The organism is Desulfosporosinus metallidurans (assembly GCF_001936615.1).
In the GTDB taxonomy this organism is placed as follows: Bacteria; Bacillota; Desulfitobacteriia; order Desulfitobacteriales; family Desulfitobacteriaceae; genus Desulfosporosinus; species Desulfosporosinus metallidurans.
Window position 1 is genome coordinate 1 of record NZ_MLBF01000033.1, and the last position, 22,809, is coordinate 22,809.

General features: G+C 42.7%; 18 protein-coding genes and 1 pseudogene. 17 read left to right on the top strand and 2 right to left on the bottom strand.

What is annotated here, in order from left to right; translation table 11 throughout:
• Positions 1-105 precede the first annotated feature (105 nt).
• The 7 genes from DSOL_RS16970 (at position 106) to dinB (ending at position 9,251) form a co-directional block, all read left to right on the top strand.
• Positions 106-1,011 (top strand): DctP family TRAP transporter solute-binding subunit, encoded by a 906-nt coding sequence (locus DSOL_RS16970; RefSeq protein ID WP_235838864.1) that lies wholly within the window; start codon positions 106-108, stop codon positions 1,009-1,011.
• A gap of 74 nt (positions 1,012-1,085) precedes the next feature.
• The gene (locus DSOL_RS16975; RefSeq protein WP_075366014.1) at positions 1,086-2,393 is read left to right on the top strand and encodes a dicarboxylate/amino acid:cation symporter; all 1,308 of its coding nucleotides are present in this window, start codon (positions 1,086-1,088) and stop codon (positions 2,391-2,393) included.
• A gap of 132 nt (positions 2,394-2,525) precedes the next feature.
• Positions 2,526-2,615: a hypothetical protein gene (locus DSOL_RS28955; RefSeq protein WP_075366050.1), complete on the top strand. Its 90-nt coding sequence runs from the start codon at positions 2,526-2,528 to the stop codon at positions 2,613-2,615.
• 481 nt (positions 2,616-3,096) lie between these two features.
• On the top strand, positions 3,097-6,912 hold the full coding sequence (locus DSOL_RS16990) for a phosphoribosylformylglycinamidine synthase (RefSeq protein WP_075366016.1): 3,816 nt from the start codon (positions 3,097-3,099) through the stop codon (positions 6,910-6,912).
• A 109-nt stretch (positions 6,913-7,021) separates the two neighbouring features.
• Positions 7,022-7,333, top strand: a complete 312-nt coding sequence (locus DSOL_RS16995) for a hypothetical protein (protein WP_075366017.1) — start codon at positions 7,022-7,024, stop codon at positions 7,331-7,333.
• A gap of 170 nt (positions 7,334-7,503) precedes the next feature.
• Positions 7,504-7,986 (top strand): carbonic anhydrase, encoded by a 483-nt coding sequence (locus tag DSOL_RS17000; RefSeq protein ID WP_083642682.1) that lies wholly within the window; start codon positions 7,504-7,506, stop codon positions 7,984-7,986.
• A gap of 50 nt (positions 7,987-8,036) precedes the next feature.
• Positions 8,037-9,251, top strand: coding sequence for a DNA polymerase IV (gene dinB, locus DSOL_RS17005; protein WP_075366018.1), 1,215 nt, complete (start codon positions 8,037-8,039; stop codon positions 9,249-9,251).
• A gap of 543 nt (positions 9,252-9,794) precedes the next feature.
• Here the strand turns inward: dinB and DSOL_RS17010 are convergent.
• The gene (locus DSOL_RS17010; RefSeq protein WP_075366019.1) at positions 9,795-10,367 is read right to left on the bottom strand and encodes a hypothetical protein; all 573 of its coding nucleotides are present in this window, start codon (positions 10,365-10,367) and stop codon (positions 9,795-9,797) included.
• Between the two features lie 172 nt (positions 10,368-10,539).
• On the opposite strand from DSOL_RS17010, the gene DSOL_RS17015 reads away from it, so the two are divergent.
• The 5 genes from DSOL_RS17015 to DSOL_RS17035 all read left to right on the top strand — a co-directional run bounded on the left by DSOL_RS17015 (position 10,540) and on the right by DSOL_RS17035 (position 15,912).
• On the top strand, positions 10,540-11,715 hold the full coding sequence (locus DSOL_RS17015) for a MalY/PatB family protein (protein ID WP_075366020.1): 1,176 nt from the start codon (positions 10,540-10,542) through the stop codon (positions 11,713-11,715).
• A 175-nt stretch (positions 11,716-11,890) separates the two neighbouring features.
• Positions 11,891-12,658, top strand: a complete 768-nt coding sequence (locus tag DSOL_RS17020; protein ID WP_139314506.1) for an ABC transporter ATP-binding protein — start codon at positions 11,891-11,893, stop codon at positions 12,656-12,658.
• Complete coding sequence (locus tag DSOL_RS17025) at positions 12,651-13,493, top strand: ABC transporter permease (RefSeq protein ID WP_083642686.1); 843 nt, start codon at positions 12,651-12,653, stop codon at positions 13,491-13,493. Before DSOL_RS17020 ends, DSOL_RS17025 begins: the two co-directional genes overlap by 8 nt.
• A 55-nt stretch (positions 13,494-13,548) precedes the next feature.
• Positions 13,549-14,553 carry an ABC transporter substrate-binding protein gene (locus DSOL_RS17030; protein WP_075366021.1) on the top strand — a complete coding sequence of 335 codons (1,005 nt, stop codon included), beginning with the start codon at positions 13,549-13,551 and terminating at the stop codon, positions 14,551-14,553.
• Positions 14,554-14,760: 207 nt separating this feature from the next.
• Positions 14,761-15,912, top strand: a complete 1,152-nt coding sequence (locus DSOL_RS17035) for a M20/M25/M40 family metallo-hydrolase (protein ID WP_075366022.1) — start codon at positions 14,761-14,763, stop codon at positions 15,910-15,912.
• A 1-nt stretch (position 15,913) separates the two neighbouring features.
• Here the strand turns inward: DSOL_RS17035 and DSOL_RS17040 are convergent, their stop codons facing one another.
• On the bottom strand, positions 15,914-16,993 hold the full coding sequence (locus DSOL_RS17040; RefSeq protein WP_075366023.1) for an FUSC family protein: 1,080 nt from the start codon (positions 16,991-16,993) through the stop codon (positions 15,914-15,916).
• A gap of 225 nt (positions 16,994-17,218) precedes the next feature.
• Between DSOL_RS17040 and DSOL_RS28070 the strand changes: the two genes are divergently transcribed.
• From DSOL_RS28070 to DSOL_RS17060, 5 genes and pseudogenes are all read left to right on the top strand, one after another.
• Complete coding sequence (locus DSOL_RS28070) at positions 17,219-17,395, top strand: hypothetical protein (RefSeq protein WP_170871544.1); 177 nt, start codon at positions 17,219-17,221, stop codon at positions 17,393-17,395.
• Between the two features lie 16 nt (positions 17,396-17,411).
• The gene (gene ytxJ / locus DSOL_RS17045; protein WP_075366024.1) at positions 17,412-17,774 is read left to right on the top strand and encodes a bacillithiol system redox-active protein YtxJ; all 363 of its coding nucleotides are present in this window, start codon (positions 17,412-17,414) and stop codon (positions 17,772-17,774) included.
• Between the two features lie 687 nt (positions 17,775-18,461).
• Positions 18,462-19,889 (top strand): MFS transporter, encoded by a 1,428-nt coding sequence (locus DSOL_RS17050; RefSeq protein WP_075366025.1) that lies wholly within the window; start codon positions 18,462-18,464, stop codon positions 19,887-19,889.
• A 206-nt stretch (positions 19,890-20,095) separates the two neighbouring features.
• Positions 20,096-20,770, top strand: a pseudogene (locus DSOL_RS17055) (ABC transporter ATP-binding protein); the annotation flags it as partial.
• A 17-nt stretch (positions 20,771-20,787) separates the two neighbouring features.
• Positions 20,788-22,803 (top strand): heterodisulfide reductase-related iron-sulfur binding cluster, encoded by a 2,016-nt coding sequence (locus tag DSOL_RS17060; RefSeq protein ID WP_075366026.1) that lies wholly within the window; start codon positions 20,788-20,790, stop codon positions 22,801-22,803.
• Positions 22,804-22,809 lie beyond the last annotated feature (6 nt).

The window sequence follows — 22,809 nt, forward strand, 5'->3', positions numbered from 1 at the left end:
CTATTGTTTGATATTTTTGATTATTAGGGGGGTGTAGTCCTAGAGTCATTGATGAACAAGCAAAGTCGCAAAAAAACGTAAAAAATTGTCTAATCAAATTTTCCCATAGTAGTTTCTGAGAATACCTCGAAAGGGCTTGCGGCAAAACGTTTTGCCGATTTAGTCCGGGAGAGAACAGGGGGGTATGTCGAAGTACAAGTGTTTCCGGACTCTAAGTTATATAAAGATGGAGAAGAATTCGAAGCACTAAAAAACGGAGCGGTACAGATGTTAGCTCCAGCTACATCCAAATTATCAACCATGTTTCCGGAGTGGCAATTGTTTGATTTACCCTTTGCTTTTCCCGATATGAAAACAGCGCATTCTTTGATGGATGGCTCACTTGGGCAAGAATTATTTGCCGATTTACAGAAACAGAAGTTTTTGGGCTTAGCTATGTGGGATAGCGGTTTTAAGCAGTTTACTAATAACGAACGTCCCTTGCGCACACCGGAAGATTTTCAAGGCTTGCGTTTTCGGATCATGACCTCCAATGTTCTAAAGGATCAATTTGAGGCCCTTGGAGCACAAGCACTACCCATGCCCTTTAATGATGTTTACCAAGCTTTGGTCAATGGAACGGTCGATGCTGAAGAAAATACAATCTCAAACATTAATACTCAAAAGTTTAATCAAACCCAAAAGTACCTAACCCTCAGTAATCACGGTTATTTAGGGTATGTCGTACTCACTAACCTTGATTTCTGGCAAGGCTTGCCTCCACAAGTTAGAAAGATTCTCGAAGATACCCTACGCGAGGTGACCATCTGGGAACGGGAAAGAGCAGGAGAAATGGATCAAAAACAACTTGTGGAATTAGAGCAGGAGGGTAAGTTAAAAATTACCCGTTTGAGCCAAGGAGAAAAGTTGCAGTTGCAAAAGTCCTTAAATCCAGTCTATGAGCGCCTTTCTAAAGAAATAGGCCAGGATTTGGTTAATAGAGTTATCCGAAATTCAAGAAAAGGAGAGTAGGTAAAGTTTAATGGGGTCCTCTACCCAGAAGGAATTTAGAAAGTTAAAACTTAAATTTAAGAGGGGGATGTAGAGTGGAAAAGCAACAGAAACAGAGATTTTACAACGTTTTGTACTTTAGGGTCCTATTTGCGATTGTAATCGGTATTTTTCTAGGCTATTTTTATCCTGGTCTTGGAACAAAGATGAAACCTCTAGGTGATGGCTTTATCCAGCTCATCAAAATGCTAATTGCACCGATTATTTTTACGACAGTTGTTGTGGGTATTGCTAGTATGGGTGATATGAAAAAGGTAGGTCGAGTTGGACTAAAAGCAATCGTTTATTTTGAAATAGTTTCATCGATTGCCTTAGTACTTGGCCTTATTGTAGTTAATATTTATCAACCAGGCGTTGGGATCAACGCCAATCCGGCGACTTTGGATGTTAAATCAATTGCCAGTTATACTACTGCGGCAAAATCCTTGAATGCTGTTGACTTTTTACTGAACATTATTCCTAATACAGTCGTTGACGCATTTGCCAAGGGAGATATTCTGCAGGTATTGTTGTTTTCAATCCTCTTCGGTTTTTCATTGTCAGTATTGGGTGAAAAAGGGAAACCATTGGTTACCTTCTTTGATCAACTATCAAAAGCTTTATTTGGCATTGTGGGTATGATTATGAAAGTTGCCCCAATTGGTGCCTTTGGAGCGATGTCCTTCACCATTGGGAAATATGGTATTCATACTCTAGTATCGTTGGGTAAGCTGATGGCTGGAGTTTATACCACAAGTCTTCTCTTTATTTTCATAGTTCTTGGACTGATCGCCAGATTTAACGGATTTGGTATTTGGAAATTCATCAAATATATCAAGGAGGAAATGTTTATCGTCTTAGGAACTTCCTCTTCAGAGTCGGTTTTGCCGCGTATGATAGATAAAATGGAGAAATTGGGTTGTTCTAAATCGGTCGTTGGTTTGGTTATACCGACGGGATATTCCTTTAATTTAGATGGTACTTCAATTTATCTTACTATGGCTGCAATCTTTATTGCCCAGGCTTGTAATGTACATCTGAGCATCGTACAACAATTGACGATAGTGGCAGTGTTGATGCTTACTTCCAAAGGAGCAGCAGCAGTCACTGGTGGTGGTTTTATCACGTTAGCTGCCACATTAGCCTCTATTAGTACAATCCCAGTGGCAGGGTTGACACTTTTACTTGGAGTTGACCGCTTTATGTCAGAGGCTCGGGCACTTACAAACTTAATAGGTAACGGTGTTGCCACAATTGTAGTATCAAAGTGGGAGAAAGAGTTTGATGCCGAAAGAGCGGAGCTTATATTTAACGGAACAACAGTGGAAGATTTTCCGGCTGGAGTGAAAACAGAAAGTATTTAGCCGCCATTTACGACTAACAACTGATGTTTCTAAGTGGAACCCCCTTGGTAAACACGAAGTATGGTAAACGTACAACGTGATTTCAAGGGGTTTTTGTTACTGAAAAAAACGGTTTGTGAAGAAGTGGAGGCTATGCTGAACCAACATCCCGATATTGTAGAAAGTGCGGTTTTACCAGTCCAAGACACGAAAAAAGGCGAGGTTGTAAAAGCTTCCAGATGAGATTATCAGTTGGGGCAAAAATAATATGACATCCCATAAGGTCCCGGCTTATGTAGAGTTTAAAGACACGTTGCCCAAATCAGGTGTTAAGCTCCTCCGTTGGTTACTACGGGATGAAGAGGTATATAAATTGATCCAATCTTTAATCCAGAAAATTTTTCAGGGAGTTAGATCTACTGTTGTTGGGTTCGAGGGAGAAGAACGGATTTATAGAACGGTTAGAGAAGCCTAAGTAGTGCAACACGAGGACATGTTTCCGTGAACGGTGTACGTGTAGTGGAGTGATATATTGCAAGGATTCCATTGTTGTCTACTTTTATTTCGATGTGAATCGTGGTATTATGCAAACTAAGGATTTTTGTGCCAACTATTCTTGGGAGACAAGGCCATAGACAAAGTGCTATGGCCTTATACATATTTTAAACATCAATAGTTTAATGTTACAAGTTAGGATTAAAAATCATATTCGATGGAGGATGGTATGGGAACACAAGCAGTTAAACGAATTTACGTGGAAAAAAAGCCAGGCTATGATATTGAAGCACAGGGTCTCTATAATGATTTATTAGAAAATCTGGGCATCCTTGGGTTGGAGAATTTAAGGGTCATTAATCGTTATGATATTTCTGGAATTACGGATGAGGAATATACGCAGTCCCGTCCAATAATTTTTGCTGAGCCCCCGCTGGATTTGGTCTTTGACGAGGATTTAGAAATTCCCACTGAGGACCTGGTTTTTGCTATGCAATACCTACCTGGTCAGTATGATCAACGGGCGGATTCTGCTGCCCAATGTGTCCAGATCTTGACTCAGAAAGAGCGGCCCAATATTGTCTCTGCTAAAGTGATTGTTTTGAAGGGTCAAATAGCACTAGAGGATTTTCAGAAAATCAAGGATTACTGTATTAACCCTGTTGAATCACGGGAAGCTTCTTTAGATAAACCCGAAAGTCTGGAATTTGAATCTGTGATTCCTCCGGATGTAGAAGTAATTGATCGATTTATTGAGAAGACGCCGGCTGAGCTGAAAACGTTTTTTCAAGTAACTGGCTTAGCGATGAGTTATGAGGATTTGGCTTTTTGTCAGGGTTATTTTCGAGACACAGAGAAAAGAAACCCGACGATTACCGAGATCCGAGTGATCGACACTTACTGGTCAGATCATTGCCGCCACACAACGTTTAATACCCGGATTGAAGAAGTTGCTATTCCTGAAGGGGAATTTGCTTACCCTCTGACCACGGCCTTCCAGGAATACCTCACTTCTCGGGAGTTTGTCTATGCTGAAAATGTCTCTAACCGAGATGTCTGTCTTATGGATATAGGCATTTTGGGTATGAAAGAACTGAAAAAGAGAGGGCAATTACCAGACCTCGATCAATCCGATGAGATCAACGCTTGTAGTATTGTTGTGAATGTCGACATCGACGGCCAAAATGAAGAGTGGCTGGTGATGTTTAAAAATGAGACCCATAACCATCCCACGGAAATCGAACCGTTCGGTGGGGCGGCTACTTGTCTAGGGGGTGCAATTCGAGATCCCTTATCTGGTCGTACCTACGTTTACCAAGCCATGCGTGTGACAGGGAGTGGGGATCCGAGAACGAAACTAGAGGATACCCTACCCGGAAAATTACCTCAAAGAAAGATCACCAGGGGTGCGGCCTCTGGTTACAGTTCCTACGGAAATCAAATTGGACTCGCCACTGGGCAAGTTGCGGAAGTCTATGATGACGGCTTTGTGGCCAAACGTATGGAAATTGGGGCTGTGATTGCCGCTGCTCCCCGCAAAAATGTAGTACGTGAAGTCCCTGAACCCGGGGACGTTGTCGTACTGGTCGGCGGGAGAACGGGCCGAGACGGGTGTGGTGGTGCGACAGGTTCTTCAAAGGAACACACCGCGGAGTCCTTACTGACCTGCGGGGCTGAAGTGCAAAAAGGAAATCCTCCCACAGAACGAAAGATTCAAAGGCTCTTCCGTAATTCAAATATAAGTACCCTCATTAAACGATGTAATGATTTCGGAGCGGGTGGCGTTGCCGTGGCCATCGGGGAATTAACAGATGGCTTGGAAATTAACCTTGATGCTGTTCCGAAAAAATACGAAGGTCTTGATGGGACAGAACTCGCAATTTCCGAATCGCAGGAACGTATGGCCGTCGTTATTCGTTCAGATGATTTTGAGACATTTGCCAACTATGCTCATGAGGAAAACCTGGAAGCAACGTTAGTGGCTCGGGTTAGTTCTGTTCCCAGGCTCACAATGTTTTGGCGGGGGCAGGCAATTGTGGATCTCAGCCGAGAATTTCTCAATACCAATGGGGTCAAGCAAACGACGAGAATTCAGGTAACTCTTCCCGAGGCAAGTCGTAACTACTTTAGTCGGCTGTCAGAAACAGTCGAGCAAAAAATTACCTCTGAAACTATGAAAAACGAGGCTTCCTCGTTAAAAGAGGCTTGGCTAGCCAACCTAACGGACTTAAACGTCTGTAGCCAAAAAGGACTGGTGGAGAGGTTTGACAGTACCATCGGGATGTCTTCTGTCCTCATGCCGTTAGGTGGTAAATATCAAGCGACCCCTGCGGAAGGCATGGTGGCTAAAATTCCTGTGCTGTCAGGGGAAACTAATACTGCGACCATGATGACCTATGGTTATAATCCGCAATTGTCAAAATGGAGTCCGTTCCACGGTGCTCTATATGCTGTCGTGGATGCAGTAACCAAAATCGTAGCGCTAGGTGGAGATTATCGTAAAGTGCGCCTTACACTGCAGGAATATTTTGAACGACTGGGAACCGATCCGGAAAAATGGGGAAAACCCTTCAGCGCTTTACTCGGAGCATTTTACGCCCAGAAGAAACTGGAGATCCCTGCCATCGGTGGGAAAGACAGTATGTCTGGAACCTTTATGGATATGCATGTTCCACCGACATTGGTTGCTTTTGCGGTCAATGTGAGTGAGGCGGATAAAGTTGTGTCTCAGGAGTTCAAAAGGGTTGGCAGCCAAGTTGTCTTGGTAACAGCCATTCGGGATGCCCATGAGATCCCTGATTTTGATCAGTTGCGCAAAAATTATATGAAGATTACAGAGTTGATCAATTCCGGATTCGTCTTGGCAACGCATACCGTAAGGATGGGAGGACTAGCTGCTGCACTTAGCAAAATGTCGTTTGGCAATCGGATCGGGATGGTTTTTGACGCTCAAATCGATAATTTAGATTTATTTTCGGCTAATTATGGTACGATCGTCCTGGAAATTGTGGAGACGGTGGATCTAGCAGAGGCTTTCGGCGAGGTAGCATACCAACTTCTCGGCTATACCCGAGAAAAACAGGTAATTACGGTTAATGGAGTGGATGTTGAGCTGGATGTCGCTTTACAGGCCTGGGAAAAGCCGCTAGAAAAAATCTTTCCTACTCAAACGAAAAAGGTCTCTGAGCCGCAAAGGATGAGTTTCAACTTGCGGAATACTCAAAAACCGTCTTCAAAAGTGGCCAAACCGAGAATTTTCATTCCCGTATTTCCGGGTACGAACTGCGAATATGACTCAGCTAAATCCTTTGAGAAAGCTGGAGGCCTAGTGGAAACCATGGTGATTAGGAACCTAACGTCTGCCGATGTGGAACAATCCATCCAAGAGATGACAAAAAAAATTGGGCAAGCCCAAATTGTCATGCTGCCGGGTGGCTTTAGTGCCGGGGATGAACCAGATGGATCGGGCAAATTCATTGCCACGATGTTCAGAAATCCCCGAATCAACGAAGCGGTGCTGAAACTGATCAACCATCGAGACGGTTTGATGCTAGGGATTTGTAACGGTTTCCAAGCCTTGATTAAACTCGGACTCGTTCCGTATGGAGAAATCTTGGATTTAACCGAGGATTCTCCGACACTCACGTACAATAAAATCGGACGTCACGTTTCCAGCATGGTCCAAACTAAAGTTGTTTCCGTTTTATCCCCTTGGTTCAGCGGGGTGAAATTGGGAGACATACACACCGTGCCCATCTCGCACGGAGAAGGACGGTTTGTTGCCAGTCAAGATGTAATACAGACGTTGATTGCTAATGGGCAGGTTGCCACTCAATATGTCGATCTCGAGGGTAACCCAAGCAATGACATAATCTATACACCCAATGGCTCTTATGAAGCAATTGAAGGAATCACCAGCCCAGATGGACGTATTCTAGGAAAAATGGCTCATTCTGAAAGAACAGGTCTGGAAATAGCTAAAAATGTTCCAGGAGACAAGTATCAACCTATTTTTGCAGGAGGGGTAAATTACTTCAGAGATTAAGTTCATGAACAACCCTTGCCATAGGTTACATTTCCTTTGCAGGTTTTTTGAACTGTCTGTCGAATTATGAAACTGGATTATTAATTACAGCATATAGGAGATGAATTTCTTGAACACTCAATTTGAAGGTGCCGTAATAACAGAACAAGACAAAACGTTTGCCGTTGTTTCTGTTCAGAGGTCTGTATTCCAAGATTCGTTTAATGCAACTATGATTATCAAATCTATGTTACCTGTCTTTAAAGGAATGCCGGTTGTTCTCATGACGATTGATACCCAGGGAGTTCCGGCCTACTTCGGCAGATCGGACCTTGTACTTCTACTCGAGAGCATCAATATTAAAGATGCTAAATGGGAACAAATTACCGCCGATGTTGACTTAAGCAATTCTTGCCCAATGAAAGAGACGGAAGATTCATAACCGAAAATTATAGAGCCTTAAGAATTTCGATACCGTCATAGAAGCTGGTTTTTCCTATCTTCAAGGAAAAACCAGCTTTTTCTTCTGTTCACTTATCAGAAAGCAGTAGTTTGAGGGGGTAAGACTAAAATACTCATAAGGACCTCAGTTCCACAAGACGAAGCGATTTAATGAAGAACGGACAACACCCGTTTGCCGTCATTGTAAGCTGCTCAGATTCGAGGGTTCCTCCCGAACTTCTGTTTGACCAAGCCCTTGGTGACTTATTTGTCGTCCGTGTTGCAGGGAATGTCGTTACTCCTGTCGAAATGGGAAGCATAGAGTATGCCGTTGAACATCTTAAGGTTCCTTTAGTCGTAGTGCTAGGCCATGAGGAATGCGGTGCTGTCACGGCTGCTGTGCAGGGAGGAGAAACTCATGGTAGTATTGCTGCTATTATCGAGAAAATTAAACCTGCAGTCAATGAGGCTAGGGTTACCAAAGCAACTGGCAAAGACTTAATTGAAAAGAGTGCCGATCTGAATATTCAGAACGCCCTTATGGATATCGCCAAGAGCCCAATTATTAAAGAGGGTGTGGAAACGAAACAAGTTAGAGTTATAGGCGCCAAGTATGATCTGGATGAGGGCTTGTTAAAGTTAATGAATGATTAGAATCTAAAAGGAGTCGAGCCGTTATCTGACGATTCGGGAGCTAGAGGAAAATGAATATTTGGACAAACTTACGTAAAATATTACATGTCGATATGGATGCCTTCTACGCCTCTGTAGAGCAGCGGGACGATCCTTTCTTACTGGGTAAACCGGTCGTGGTCGGGGGTAGACCCAATAGCCGGGGTGTAGTTTCCGCAGCTTCATATGAAGCACGCAAATTTGGGATTCACTCGGCTATGCCTTTGGCGGAGGCCCTCCGGCGCTGTCCCCAGGCGGTTTTTTTACCAGTAAACGGCCAAAAGTATCGGGAGGTATCGTTGCAAATCCGGGAGATATTTTCAGCTTATACGCCCATGGTTGAGCCACTATCCTTAGATGAGGCCTTTTTAGACGTTACTGGTTCTACGAGCTTATTTGGTCCTGCGGATACCATTGCCTTAACGATTAAAAAACGCATCCAGCAAGAACTGAACTTAACGGCTTCAGTTGGCTTGGCCTGTAACAAATTTTTGGCTAAGCTTGCCTCAGACTTGCGAAAACCGAACGGTTTTGTCGTTGTTCAGCCGGATAGGGTTCAGGAGTTTCTTGACCCACTGTCTGTAGAGAGGATTTGGGGAGTCGGCAAAAAAACCGCGGAACAGTTGCACGCTCTTAATATCAAAACGATTAGGGACTTGCGAAACTTGGAGCAGGGATACCTAACACGGCTCTTTGGGGTTTCGGGAACTCAGCTTTTTCAGTTGGCGAAAGGTATTGATGATCGGCCCGTGGAAAGTGATAGGGTGGTTAAATCTATCGGTCGTGAAACCACGTTTGCCACAGATGTTGCTGATCTGGAGGTGCTGAAGACAGCTTTGCTAACGCAGGCTATTGATGTGGGTCGAAGCTTGCGTAAAGAGGGATTCAAAGGCAAGACGATCACCTTAAAAGTCCGTTATGACGATTTTCGGACAGTGTCTCGTTCTCGGACACTACCACGACCCACTGATCTTGACAACGTGATTTACCAAGAGGCATGTACCTTGTTAAGAGAGGTATCGCTTAAACAACCACTAAGGTTAATTGGTGTAACTCTACATAATCTGACAGATCAGATTGAAGGTCAATTATCTCTGTTCGAAGAGCCCCAACTGGATCATGAAACTCTTAATAAGGTTCTTGATTTTGTTAAAGAGAAGTACGGTGAGAAGAGTATTACGAGGGCAAGACTTTTGAGACCAAAGGATATTAAAGAAAAGGATGGTGAGAATGGCATTCAAGTCTAAGAAGAAAGGGACAAGCATAATGTTTTAGAGAGAGTAAAAAGTATTTATCTGTCAAAGAGAAAAAGGAGAAGAGAAAGGTGGATGACGTATGCGAACGAATCGGCGAAGTATCCTAGCTGTGATTGGAGTTGCTCTTTTGTTGATACAGATGACTTCTGGGCTAGCACTTGCAGGAGAGAGCAGTTCATCACCAGCTGTGCAGATATAGCCTCTGGCCCCATCTGAAATCACGTTAGAAAAGGCGATTCTTATTGTAAAAAACAAGTTCGATATCCCCAATGAGTACACTGATTTTAACTCTACGTATAATACGAACGATGATCGCCAGGTATGGTCTCTACGTTGGAACGGGCCTGTGGGACGACCCGGGGAGTTTTCAGCGGAGGTCAGTGCGCTAAACGGTGATATTTTAAGCATGAACAATTGGAAAAGTGGTATATTGCTCTAGCTCGAAGCTGCAACCGCTCTCTTTAGGGCCCTAGGTTGGCGGAGCTAGTTTTTCGTCTTTGAGAGCCTTTCACTTATGTGTGAAATGCTCTTGTTTTACTCAAGAAAGTGATTGGATTTTAAGTAGTTTAAAATACCTGATTTTTCACTGGCTTCCACGTGAACAAACGGTTGAGGATTATTAGCAATGATTCCGGCCCATTTAAGGTAAATAGTTTGAGTGTATGATTTTCGAATAATGGGATCAGTATAACTAAGATTTATGATTACAAACTGTGAATTGAGATCGGATCGTTGGCAAATGTCTTTGTCGTCAATGTTGAGGAGCAAACTTGTGGTGGTATCTCTAGGAATATCATTAATTACGGTGTAGTCGTCTACAAAAATGGGTTTCTGTAATAAATTTTGGTCAAAAACCAAGGTTTTACTTGAAAGACTACTTGCAGGATGAGTTCCAACATTATTAAATTTAAATTCAAAACTTATGTCCCCTTTAAGATGAACTGCAGGAGAATCTTTAAAGGTAAAATAAGGGCGTGCTGCTTCTCGCTGGGCTTGCCAGGAAGTCACAGAAATAAACACAGTGATGATCGAAACGATGGCAAAAATCGCTGTTGAAGTGGTGACTACCATGTTAGACCAATTCTTTTCTCGTTTGTTCCAAGACATGTTTTCCCCCTATTTCAAACATGCATTATGGTTAGTTATGAACTATATATATTAATCTATTTGTTAAACATTCATAACACCTCATAGACGCATCATCATCTTCGTTATATCATTAGAAACGTTAAGCTTTGCTTTGTTTGTCGTTAAATACTATAAGGAGAGGTTTGATTTTATGAACTACGACTTTGACCAAATAACGGATCGGCACCATACGAATTCTATAAAGTGGGATTTTAACCAACGAACGTTTGGCCGCGAGGACGTTTTACCCCTTTGGGTAGCCGATATGGACTTCAAAGCTCCAGAAGCGGTTGTCGAAGCCTTGGTGAAGCGAGCGCAGCACGGGATATACGGTTATTCGGAAGGTATGGATGGATACTACAAGGCACTTGAAGAATGGATTGATAAGCGCCATGGTTGGAAAATCAAACATGACTGGATTACGTTCAGTCCTGGAGTTGTGCCCGCCCTAAATGAATTGGTGCGTAGTTTAACTCAACCGGGCGAAAAAATTCTCATTCAATCTCCGGTTTATCCACCCTTTTTTCATGCGATACGGAATCACGGGCGTGAGGTTGTTAACAGTCAGCTTAGATTAGAAAATGGCCGGTACATTATGGACTTTGCGGACTTGGAGGAGAAATTTTCTAGCGGCGTCAAGATGATGATTCTTTGCAACCCGCACAACCCGGTAGGGCGGGTTTGGAAGCGAGATGAGCTTGAACGCTTAGGGCAGCTCTGCCTGGCCCATGATGTCATAGTCATCTCTGATGAAATTCACGGGGATCTTATTTATAAGGATTACCATCATATTCCCTTTGCTTCTCTATCCCCAGAGTTGGCAAATCAATCGATTGTTTGCACCGCACCTAGTAAGACATTTAATTTAGCCGGTTTACAAACCTCGAATTTGATCATTCCCAATCCCTCGTTTCGAAAAACATTTCAAGCGTCGCTTAACCTGACAGGAATTCATAACCCCAATGTATTTGGTATAACGGCACTTGAAGCAGCTTATCGGCATGGTTGGGACTGGTTGGATCAGTTGATGAATTACATTAAGGGAAACGTGGATTTCCTGACTTCGTTTCTTGACCAAGAACTGGGGCAAGTTCAAGCGATTCAACCTGAAGGAACCTATTTGGTTTGGCTCGATTTTCGGTCATTAGGAATGGAACCGAAAGTCCTACAGGAATTTTTGGTCCATCAAGCGGGTGTGGGTTTAAATGCTGGCTATCAATTTGGACCTGGTGGGGAAGGCTTTGCACGGCTCAATTTGGGGTGCTCCCGTTCGGTAGTGGAAGAAGGATTACAGCGTATTAAAGCAGCGGTCAAACGATTGGAATAGCAGCACTTCAGCAATTTAAATGCCTAACAAAACATAGCTCTTCTCAAGAACAGTCGTTACACTTTTCCAAGTGCACGGCTGTTCTTTTTCCTATACTAATAATTTGAATTGCTCACCTATTATGGCCTCCATCAATACACTATTAAAAAGCAAAGGAGTTAAGGAGGGGGTGCCATTGAACGATCTAGTCGAGGTACATAACGTAGGCATGAAATATCAATCCCTTAATGGAGAAATCACGGCTCTAGAGAATATCAATTTTTCAGTGCACGATGGGGAGTTTGTGAGTATTGTCGGCCCGAGCGGGTGCGGCAAATCCACCCTGTTATCCATCATTTCGGGGTTGCTTTCCTCAACCACTGGAACCGTCTTACTTGGCGGAGAAAAGGTCACGGGGACTTCCCCGAAAATCGGTTACATGTTGCAAAAGGATCATCTTTTTGACTGGAGAACCATCTATCAAAATGTCATCCTGGGCCTGGAAATAAGAAAGGCTATGACACCTAGAGCAAAGGAGCATGCCTTAAACCTTCTTAAAACGTATGGGCTTTACGAATTCAGAAATAAGTACCCTAACCAGCTTTCGGGTGGAATGCGGCAAAGAGTGGCTCTCATACGAACTCTTGTGACTGATCCTCAAATCCTTCTCCTAGACGAAGCCTTTTCAGCCTTGGATTATCAAACCAGACTCGTTGTCAATGAGGATATCTATACCATTATTAAAAAAGAAAACAAAACGGCGCTTCTTGTAACTCATGACATTTCCGAAAGTATCAGTATGGCAGATCGGGTCGTACTCTTATCTAAACGGCCTGGGAGATTAAAGGACATTTATAATATCAATTTGAGTTGTGCAAACAGAACCCCTTTATCCGCTCGGGAAGCACCTGAATTCCGCTATTATTTTCAAGAGATATGGAAGGGGCTGGATGTCCATGTCTAATCCAGAAGAAAGAAGCATTCCTTACATGGCTAAGGCGTCAGACTTTTCTCAAGAACATATAGGATACTTACGGCAGATCAAGAGGGAAAAACTATGGATTCGGTTCATACAATTTCTGATTTTAGTCCTTGCTTTAGGACTTTGGGAAATCTGCGCCAATTATAAAATCGTTGATCCGTTCATCACCAGCCAACCCTCAAGGATCATAGCAACGATCATTAGGTTATATGAGGAGGGGGTGCTTTTTCAACACATTGGAATAACCTGCCTCGAAGCGGTCGTTGGTTTTGTCCTAGGAACCCTTGTGGGAACACTGATCGCCATCATCCTATGGTGGTCAGAATTTTTGAGTAAGGTCTTAGAACCTTACCTCGTGATTCTTAACAGTTTGCCGAAAATTGCTCTCGGACCTGTGTTTATCGTTTGGATTGGAGCGGGCCCAGCGGCAATTATCATCATGACATTGGCCATTTCTCTCATTGTCACTGTTTTAGAAGTGTTAAATGGATTCCTAGCCATTGACCAGGAAAAGACGAAGCTTGTCCAGACCTTTGGTGGCACAAAATACCAAGTTCTTATGAAAGTGTTACTTCCTGCATCGGCTCCGACCATAATTAATGCCCTTAAGATTAATGTTGGGTTGTCTTGGGTAGGGGTAATCGTAGGAGAGTTTTTAGTATCTAAAGCAGGATTAGGTTATCTCATTGTTTACGGGGGGCAAGTTTTTAAATTGGACCTAGTCATGACCAGTGTTATTATCCTAGGTGTGGCAGCGACCGTGATGTATCAGGGGGTGGTTTTCCTAGAGAAGTTTATGGTAAAAAACAAAGCATAACGTTATATCATAATTTTTTAAACAACCAACATAAATCAAGAGGGGGAACGTCATAATGAAAAAAGGGTTTCTAATGGTATTTATCGTGTTGCTTTTAGGGATTTCCCTAGTGCTATCAGGCTGTAGTAATCAAACTGAGATCACTAAAATTAAACTTTCTGAGGTCACACATTCCATTTTTTATGCTCCACAGTATGTAGCATTAACTCAAGGATTCTTCAAAGAAGAAGGACTAGAGATCGAGCTCTCAAATGGTCAAGGGGCTGACAAGGTTATGACTGCAGTGCTATCAGGGCAAGTTGACATTGGCTTTGCTGGACCTGAAGCGAGTGTTTATGTTTATAACGAGGGTAAAGAAGATCATAGCGTCGTATTCGCCCAACTTACCAACGGAGATGGAACGTTCCTAATGGGTAGGAAGCCTGATCCCAACTTTAAGTGGAGTGATCTGAAAGGAAAAAGTGTTATTGGTGGACGCAAAGGTGGCATGCCAGCCATTGTCCTTCAGTATGTATTGAGTAAAAATAGTCTTACTACGGGAAAAGATGTTACCGTTGATACCACGCTACAATTTGCAGCGATGCCCGGTGCGTTTATTGGGGGCAAGGGTGATTATGTTATTATCTTTGAACCCACGGCATCGAGCATGGAGAAGGAGGGCAAAGCTTATATCGTAGCTTCTCTGGGCAAGGAAAGCGGTGAAGTACCCTATACTGCATATTTTACCAAGAAGAGTACGATTGAAAAAAACCCAGAGCTCATTCAGAAGTTTACAAATGCAATCTACAAGGGTCAGCGTTGGGTAGCAAGTCATACCTCGGAAGAGATTGCCAAGGCTATTAAACCTCAATTTCCGGAGGAAAACGATCAGATACTGATAAGTGCTGTCAAACGTTATAAAGAACAGAACACCTGGAAAACGGATCCTGTACTTCAGGAAAAAGATTTCTATCTCTTGCAAAAGATTATAAAGGATGCTGGGGAACTCAATAAAATTGCCCCTTATGATAAAGTGGTAACGACGAAATTTGGAGAAAAGGCCATAAAAATCGGGAAATAATGCAGCCGAAGGGATTAAGCGTATGCTTAATCCTTTTACTTCAAGAGCCAGTATCGTTATTGATGAGCAATCAGTCGAATTAAATTTGGGTAAGATAGTTTGACATAAGCAGGAATTAGTAAGCTTTTGATGAATCTATTATTATAGGGATTCAAGTAAGATCTGATCTAATAGCTCGAATGAGAGGTAAAATGAAGGAGTTACAACATGATTAATCGTGAAAGAATATTAACTGAGTTTTTCGAACTAGTGAGAACCGATTCGCCAACAAAAAATGAGCGGTTCATTGCAAATATGCTCAAAAACCGCCTCCAGAACCTAGGCATGACTGTAACCGAAGATAATGTTGGTCAAGTGATCGGCGGCAATTGCGGCAATGTCCTTGCTTATTTAAAAGGCACACTTCCTATGGCGCCGATCGTTTTATTCTCAGCCCATATGGATACAGTACAACCTTGCTTAAATATTGAGCCCGTGTTAAACGATGGACTAATCACGTCCGCTGGTCCAACGATTTTGGGAGCCGATGATAAATCTGGTATAGTACCAATCCTTGAAGCGTTAAGAACGATCCAAGAGCAGGCCATTCCTCATGGAGATATACAAGTTATCTTTAGTGTAGCCGAAGAAGGGGGTTTAAACGGTTCCAAAAACATTGAAAAAAAGCAACTGAAGGCTGACTTAGGATTTGTTTTGGACTCTGGTGGCAAACCGGGTGAAATTATTCTTGAAGCCCCTGGTCAAGATCGAATCAATATCACGATTAACGGCAAGGCGGCCCATGCCGGCGTTGAACCGGAAAATGGAATTAGCGCCATAGTTGTGGCTGCTAAGGCGATTTCTCGTCTTCAAACGGGCCGGATAGATGAGGAAACGACTTCAAACGTCGGAACGATCCAGGGTGGACGGGCCACCAATATTGTAGCAGATAGAGTAGAAGTTACTTGTGAAACTAGAAGCCGCAATTTGGGAAAACTGGAACGTCTGACCGCACAGATGTGTAATGCGTTTAAGCACTGTGCTGAAGAGGTCGGCGCCATCTCAGAGATTGAAGTTCTTAGATTATACGACCCGCTTATCATCGCTGCGGAATCAAAAATTGCCGCGCTAACGGTTCAAGCAGTCAAATCTGCCGGCTTAACCGTCGAATTTGGGGTAACCGGTGGGGGAAGCGATGCCAATAATTTTAACCGCTACGGCGTACCTTGCGTCGTTCTAGGAACTGGAATGCAAAAGTACCATACGACCGATGAAAGTATCGAAGAAGAAGATCTGTATCGGTCAGCGAAGTTGGTATTGGAGATTATCAAGGCTGTAGCGCGGGTTGATAAACACGAAATTATTAACTTTGTCGATTAGATCAAAGCGTAGTTGCATTTTTACCAGTAAACGCCCCCAGATCATAAAGCTTTTTCATCCGCCTACCAGCCCAGCGCATTTCGGTAGCGACCACAGCAATTTCCATCATGGCCCTCAGATAAAAGACCCCACTTACGGTGCGTTGCCATGAATCCATAACCCGATCAAATTCTGCCCAGTATTCGACATCCTCTTTAGCCTTTTCTACAGCATGGGGTTGGTTTAACCCTATGCTGACTTTGCGTGCCCAGAGTCCCAACTTTCTTTCTCCATCTAGGAGTACATCAAGAATCATTTGATATTCTGAACTTAGGCCATCAACAGGTAGTGGAGAATCGGGTGAATTACGTCGTTTAACGCGCTGAGCAGTCATCTCACCAATAGTTTGTCCACGTTCAATAAAACCTCTACAAATTTCGAGAACTCGCTCAACGAGTAAAGGGTTGTCATTCTCTGTTAATTCTTCTCGGCTATGTTCATAAAGATTCATAACTTCCTCTAGACGCTCTAATAACTCTGAAGGGGATTCCGCAATATATGATGCGAGAGAGGCAGAAGAAATAAACGTGATCAATCGGTCTAAGAAATAGGTGGATGCGTCGCGAAAAAGGCGATCTAATTCATAAAAAAGTTTTTTCTTGTGTTCTGGTGGCAGTAAGATATGGTTAACAACTAGAGCTACTCCGAGACCTAGCAAAACTGCTAAAGAACGTGTTGCAGCATGGGGCAAAAATTCATTAGCTGGTGAATCGAGCACAAAGACGATCGACACAACGCCGATGGTTATTCCCCCAGACCAACCAAGCTGATTACACAGAAGAATGATGAGAATGACGGCTAGACCTGTGACCAGAGGACTTGTTCCAAGTGTAAGCCCTAAAAGGACGGCCAAAATGACACTTAGTAAATGAATCCACACTTGCTCCCATGCATTATGTAGCGCTTTGCGAACGGAAGGTTGCATGTTAACCACGACAGAAATGGCTGCAAAAACGGCGGGTTCAATATGAAGGATTTTACATAGAAACATTGCCAAGGTGACGGCAATTCCCGTTTTTATAATTCGTGCCCCGACATACATGTGATCCTCTCCTTAACTCACGATAATTCTCTTCGTAGATGCGCGACGTTCGACTTTTATACTACATTGTACCAAGTCTTGGCATCACTGTCACATAATAAACAAGTCCTCTGTGGCATTGAAGAGGCAGTTTTTCTTCGTTGGACAAAGTGGTTATCGTCAAACATCAGAATTTTTCCGAAAAACAAGCTATGTCCGTTCTCTACTAGATGGGGGGATGGCTCGATGACTGCACGAGCTAAAGGATTTCATGGACAGTTTTTGGGTTATTTAATGGCAGCATTATTTTTGTTAGCCTTCTGGCATTTTGCTGCTTGGAGCCTGACGCTGGCAACAAGTGAAAGGCCACTAAAACGTCAACTTTGTAATCCAGAGTGTTTTTGTTATAATAATACAGTATGAAAAAGGAGTGAAAACAATGGCAGAATTTAGGGAGATCACCAACACTCAAGAATTAAGCGAGATATTAAACGAGTCTTGCCAACGTAAGATTATACTTTTTAAACATAGTACAACTTGTCCGATCAGTGGACGTGCTTGGGGGGAAGTGCAGAATTTTATCCGAGAAAGTTCGGATGAGGTGTTGGTTGTCATGATCAAAGTGATCGAATCCCGTCCAGTTTCTAACCTAGTGACTGAGACTTTGGGAGTACTGCATCAATCTCCTCAAATACTTCTTATAGAGAATAGTCAGGTTATGTGGCATGTTTCCCATCAGCAAATTACTCAGGATAGAATCAAGAAAGCATTAGACGGCGAAACACAACCTTTAATATTATAACTTTATCTAGTATTGATTTGTTGATTCTAAATACCCCGACAATTTTCTTGAGAAACTAGACAAACTACTATGAACTCTTCTTTGAGTATGATAGTATATATACAGTAACATAATCTTCGGAATTTTCTTGAAATTATAAAGTTTGAGGAAAGAGGGGATTGTAAATGGCAAAATGCGAAAAATGTGGGGTTGTAGTTTTTTCTAACGAGGATTTGTATGAAGATCATGGTTTACAGATATGCGAAGATTGCAAAATGAAAAGTAGTAAGTCTCCATCCCAACCCTGTGGCGGTGAGAAGTAGGTTTTTTTAAGTCAAATAAGCTCCAGAAAGGCCTTAGCCTTCTGGAGCTTATTAAGTGTCTGCCATATCACATCTTTACGATCAACTACTTGTGCCCTCAAGCAACTGGGGGCACTTTCCTCTCTATACTATTTGTGGGGATGAGTTCGGTGGACTAACCTTTAGATTTTCTTAAGATTTCGTCAAGATTTCTTAGTTTGATCTCTGGAAGCTAGGCACAGTCATGATCTGGACATTTCACGCTTGGCATAAATTGTTTGCTATATACTCGTAGAAGTGGTAAGGTAAATTCCTACGATTCACGTAGGAATTTAAACTATGAGTGTATGGAAATCTACTATGGCTCGAGGAATACACTCAACTAATCATGGAGGTACTCATATTAATGGAAAAGATTGATTACAAATGGATAGCCCTTTCTTGTACAACCCTTGGTGCTCTTTTTTCCGTACTCAGTGGCAGCACACTGATCATTGCGCTCCCGGTAATTATGAAGGATTTACATGCAAGCATGACCGTAATAACCTGGACGATCATGGGATATATGTTGGTAATGACTATCCTAGTGCCTTCAGTTGGAAGAATGGCAGATATGTATGGCAGAAAGAAGCTTTATGTCAGTGGATTTGCCTTATTTACGATTGCTTCCCTTTTAAGTGGCTTGGCTCAGTCTGGTACGCAGCTTTTAATTTTTAGACTAGTACAGGCCATCGGAGGTGCTCTAATGGTGGCCAACAGTACTGCCATAGTCGCTGACGCTTTCCCCAAGGAAGAACTTGGTAAGGCTTTGGGACTTAATATTATGGTTATCAGCATAGCGTCTGTGATTGGCCCTATCCTGGGGGGATTTCTGATGACCTTTGGCTGGAGAAGCATTTTCTATATTAACGTCCCTATTGGAATCATTGGCTCATTATGGTCATACTTTAAACTTCGAGAGACTCATAAAATCCTTCGAAAACAAACCTTTGATTGGAAAGGTACCTTAAGCTTCTCCGCCGGAATCCTATTACTTTTAATGGCCTTATCTTTGGGTGCCTTTATGGGCTGGACGAATTCTTATGTCATTCTCTTATTTGCGGTTGCCATAATACTTTTGGTTTTGTTTGTGCGAATTGAAAATAAGACCGACCAGCCCATGCTGGATTTAAGGTTATTTAAAACACGGGTTATTGCCTTAGCCTACCTCAGTAACTTTCTCAATGGTTTAGCTAGAGGCGCAGTTACCTTTCTACTCATCTTCTTTTTTCAAGGGGTAAAAGGTATGGATCCTGTAGTTGCTGGAATTTTATTATCTCCCTTTGCCTTATCCATGATGATCGTTTCTCCGTTCAGCGGAGGGCTATCCGACCGTTATGGTGCCAGAGTTTTAAGTTCGTCTGGTCTGTTGGTATCGGCTGTGGGGCTAGGGGGATTAATGATGATCAACGCTAAGACATCCACTCCTGAATTAATCCTATGGATGCTCATCATGGGTTTTGGTTCGGGAATGTTCTTCTCGCCCAATACTAGTTCCATCATGGGTTCGGTGCCGCCTGACAAACGGGGTATCGCCGCGGGGGTGAACACGATGATGAGTAATGCCGGAATGGTACTCAGCATAGCACTTTCTATGGCAATTATTTCCTCGAGTATATCTCCCGCTGCAATGCAGGCATTATTTATTGGTACTCAGGTTGGTTCAAACGGTATAGCGATTAATGAGTTTGTTTCAGGTCTCAGAACAGCCTTTTCCATCTCTTTTGCCTTTAGCCTGCTGGGAGCCTTAATGTCCTATTTAAGAGGACCTAAACCAAACTGGGAGATAGAATAATAGAATAACCCATTAAGCAATTGGTTATTAAGGAGCTAATCAGGTGAGCCTTGCGTTCAACAGAACGTAGGGCTTTCTGTATTTTCGGTAGAAATCAACAGAAAGAGAGAAGTGGAAATGATTGATTACTTAAGCAAGTTAATCAGCAAAGAATATGCTTTTAGCTAGATATCAGATGAAGTCCTATGATATACTTTTGTATGCCTTACTCCAAGATAGGGGAAATTTTGAGGAACATTAGTTTCACCGTCTACCCTGGACAAACCGTGGCTTTTGTTGGACATCGCCAATCTCCTCATACGCTTCTATCCACTTACTAGGGGAGAAATCCTTATTGACGGAGTATCTTTGTCTGAATTTTCCGCGGCAGAGTTGCGCTCCAAGGTGGGACTTGTGGCTCAAGATCCGTTTTTATTCGTAGGAGATATCACCAAAAATATTGCACTCTCTAGGTCAACCGTGAGCGAAGAAGACGTGTTAGAAGCGGCATCGTTAGTACAGGCAGGTGAATTTATTGAAATGCTCCGCAAGGATTCGAGGAACCGATCGGAGAGCGCGGTGCTACTTTATCGAGTGGTCAGCGTCAACTCATTTGTTTCGCCCGAACTATGGCGGGAAAACCGAAAATCCTTGTTTTGGATGAAACAACTGCCAACGTTGATACGGAAACAGAAGAAGCGATTCAAACGGCCTTAGGGAAAATGCGCAAGGGACGAACGACAATTGCCATTGCTCATCGACTTTCAACAATAAAGGATGCTAACCTTATCTTAGTCCTCCACAACGGAAAGATTGTCGAACGAGGTACTCATACTGAACTTCTGGTCAAAGAAGGGTTATATCACAAAATGTTCACGATGCAGCAGGGAACTATGGGGTAAAGAATCGAGGTGTACGTATGGAGGCGACCAGACAGTTATATTGGAATAGTCACGGAAAGGGCTTAATGTATGTTTTCGCCCTAATTTCAGTCATAATCTTTACAAGAGGGTGTTATAAAAAGATTTGGGGTTGGCAACAAGGCCGCACGATCAACTATGATCACTTAGGTTTGAGATTTAAAATGTTCTTTTCAGCCTTAATCAAGCATGATCAAGGAATTTTCAGGGGGACTTTCCGCCGCATCATGCATTTGGGAGTTTTTTATGGGTTTGTAATCTTGACGATTGGAACGTCAGTCATAGCTATTCAGGATCATTTTGGCATTCCACTTTTTTATGGAAATAAGTATTTGATCCTTAGCTTGTTAATGGATTTATTTGGACTAATGGCCATGATTGGAATTGGAATGGCCGCCTATAAGCGTTATATTGATAAACCGGACCATGAGGATTACACCTTAGATGACGCAGTTTTACTCATCCTCATTTTTTTAATCCTTTTTACGGGTTTTGTATTGGAAGGTTTACGGATTTACTCAACCCAAGATCCTTGGGCATGGTGGTCACCGGTCGGTCTGCTTTTCTCCGAAGTTGTTAGCATCACAGGCTTGTCTCTTAGATCAAGCCTATCTGTTCATGCAGCATTATGGTATATCCATATGCTGTTGGCCTTCGGATTTATTGCCTATATTCCTTATTCAAAATTGTTTCATATGTTTGCTTCTTCGATAAACATCTTCTTAAGACCGTTCTCCCCAATAGGTGGATTGACCCCAGTTGATATAACTTCTCAAGAAGTAGAGAACATTGGCGCGGCACGTCTCGAAGAGTTTAGCAAAAAACAGCTTCTCGAATTAGATGCTTGCATTTCCTGCGGAAGGTGTCAGAAAGGTTGTCCGGCATATATAAGTGGTACTCCATTATCCCCTAGAGTGGTGGTTCAAGATCTAAAAAGGCATTCAATCAAAAAGGCGTCGTTTTTTAGAAACCGAGGGGAGACGTTTAATCACGTTATCCCAGGTAACGTAATTTCTAAAGAGACGCTATGGTCTTGTACAACGTGTGGACTCTGCGAGGACAAATGCCCCATTTATATCGAGCATATTAAACGTATCGTGGATATGCGAAGAAGTCTAAGCACCGAAAGTACGGACTATCCACCTGAGCTTCAGAAGGTCTTTAAATCTATCTCAGAAGTTGGAAATCCGTGGGGGATACGTTTAGCTGCTTCAGATGGTTTAGATGGTTCAAATAGTCCGTCATATTGGACCAAAGAGTTGCAAGTTCCTCTTCTTAGTGTGAAAAAAAAGACGAACATCCTCTATTGGCTGGGATGTTTCGGTTCTTATGAATCTAGGAATCAGAAGGTCTCCCAGACGATGTTTAAGATCTTTGAAAAAGCAGGTGTTGATTATGCCGTATTGGGAAGAGAAGAAAAATGCTGTGGAGATTCCGTTAGGCGCCTAGGAAACGAAAAACTCTTTCAACAGTTAGCAAGAGAAACTATCCGAAATTTAGACCGCTATAGCTTTAAGACCATCGTGACTCATTGTCCCCATTGTTATAATATGCTTCAAAACGACTACCCTCAATTTGGAGGGCATTATCATGTAATGCATCATTCCGAGTATCTTTTAGAACTTATTGCATCCGGTAAACTAATACTAAAGGGTGCAAAGGCTAATAGCCGTAAAGTAACCTTTCACGATCCTTGCTATTTGGGGAGATATAACTCTATTTACGAGGCACCCAGAGAAGTTTTGACTTCGATTCCAGGACTAGAATTAGTGGAGATGAAAAACAATCGATCAAGAGCCTTTTGCTGTGGAGCTGGAGGGGGCCGAATTTGGTTAGACGATTTTAAGGAGCAAAGAATTAGTAAACTACTCGTCAAAAAGGCTCTCAGAACGGAGCCGGATATTTTGGCTAGCGCCTGCTCTATGTGTTTAACTACATTGACCGCTGCAGTTAGGAGTATGGATGCTAATATGCAAAGCCAAGACATTGCCGAAATTGTTTACGAGGCTCTCTAACCATAA

What these genes read in the sequence shown, in the direction of transcription:
- ytxJ (WP_075366024.1), top strand. Translation starts at nt 17,412, where the DNA reads ATGGCAGAATTTAGGGAGATCACCAACACTCAAGAATTAAGCGAGATA.
- DSOL_RS17050 (WP_075366025.1), top strand. Translation starts at nt 18,462, where the DNA reads ATGGAAAAGATTGATTACAAATGGATAGCCCTTTCTTGTACAACCCTT.
- DSOL_RS17060 (WP_075366026.1), top strand. Translation starts at nt 20,788, where the DNA reads ATGGAGGCGACCAGACAGTTATATTGGAATAGTCACGGAAAGGGCTTA.
- DSOL_RS17040 (WP_075366023.1), bottom strand. Translation starts at nt 16,993, where the DNA reads ATGTATGTCGGGGCACGAATTATAAAAACGGGAATTGCCGTCACCTTG.
- DSOL_RS28955 (WP_075366050.1), top strand. Translation starts at nt 2,526, where the DNA reads ATGCTGAACCAACATCCCGATATTGTAGAAAGTGCGGTTTTACCAGTC.
- dinB (WP_075366018.1), top strand. Translation starts at nt 8,037, where the DNA reads ATGAATATTTGGACAAACTTACGTAAAATATTACATGTCGATATGGAT.
- DSOL_RS17010 (WP_075366019.1), bottom strand. Translation starts at nt 10,367, where the DNA reads ATGTCTTGGAACAAACGAGAAAAGAATTGGTCTAACATGGTAGTCACC.
- DSOL_RS17000 (WP_083642682.1), top strand. Translation starts at nt 7,504, where the DNA reads ATGAAGAACGGACAACACCCGTTTGCCGTCATTGTAAGCTGCTCAGAT.
- DSOL_RS17030 (WP_075366021.1), top strand. Translation starts at nt 13,549, where the DNA reads ATGAAAAAAGGGTTTCTAATGGTATTTATCGTGTTGCTTTTAGGGATT.
- DSOL_RS17015 (WP_075366020.1), top strand. Translation starts at nt 10,540, where the DNA reads ATGAACTACGACTTTGACCAAATAACGGATCGGCACCATACGAATTCT.
- DSOL_RS17025 (WP_083642686.1), top strand. Translation starts at nt 12,651, where the DNA reads ATGTCTAATCCAGAAGAAAGAAGCATTCCTTACATGGCTAAGGCGTCA.
- DSOL_RS16990 (WP_075366016.1), top strand. Translation starts at nt 3,097, where the DNA reads ATGGGAACACAAGCAGTTAAACGAATTTACGTGGAAAAAAAGCCAGGC.
- DSOL_RS28070 (WP_170871544.1), top strand. Translation starts at nt 17,219, where the DNA reads ATGACTGCACGAGCTAAAGGATTTCATGGACAGTTTTTGGGTTATTTA.
- DSOL_RS17035 (WP_075366022.1), top strand. Translation starts at nt 14,761, where the DNA reads ATGATTAATCGTGAAAGAATATTAACTGAGTTTTTCGAACTAGTGAGA.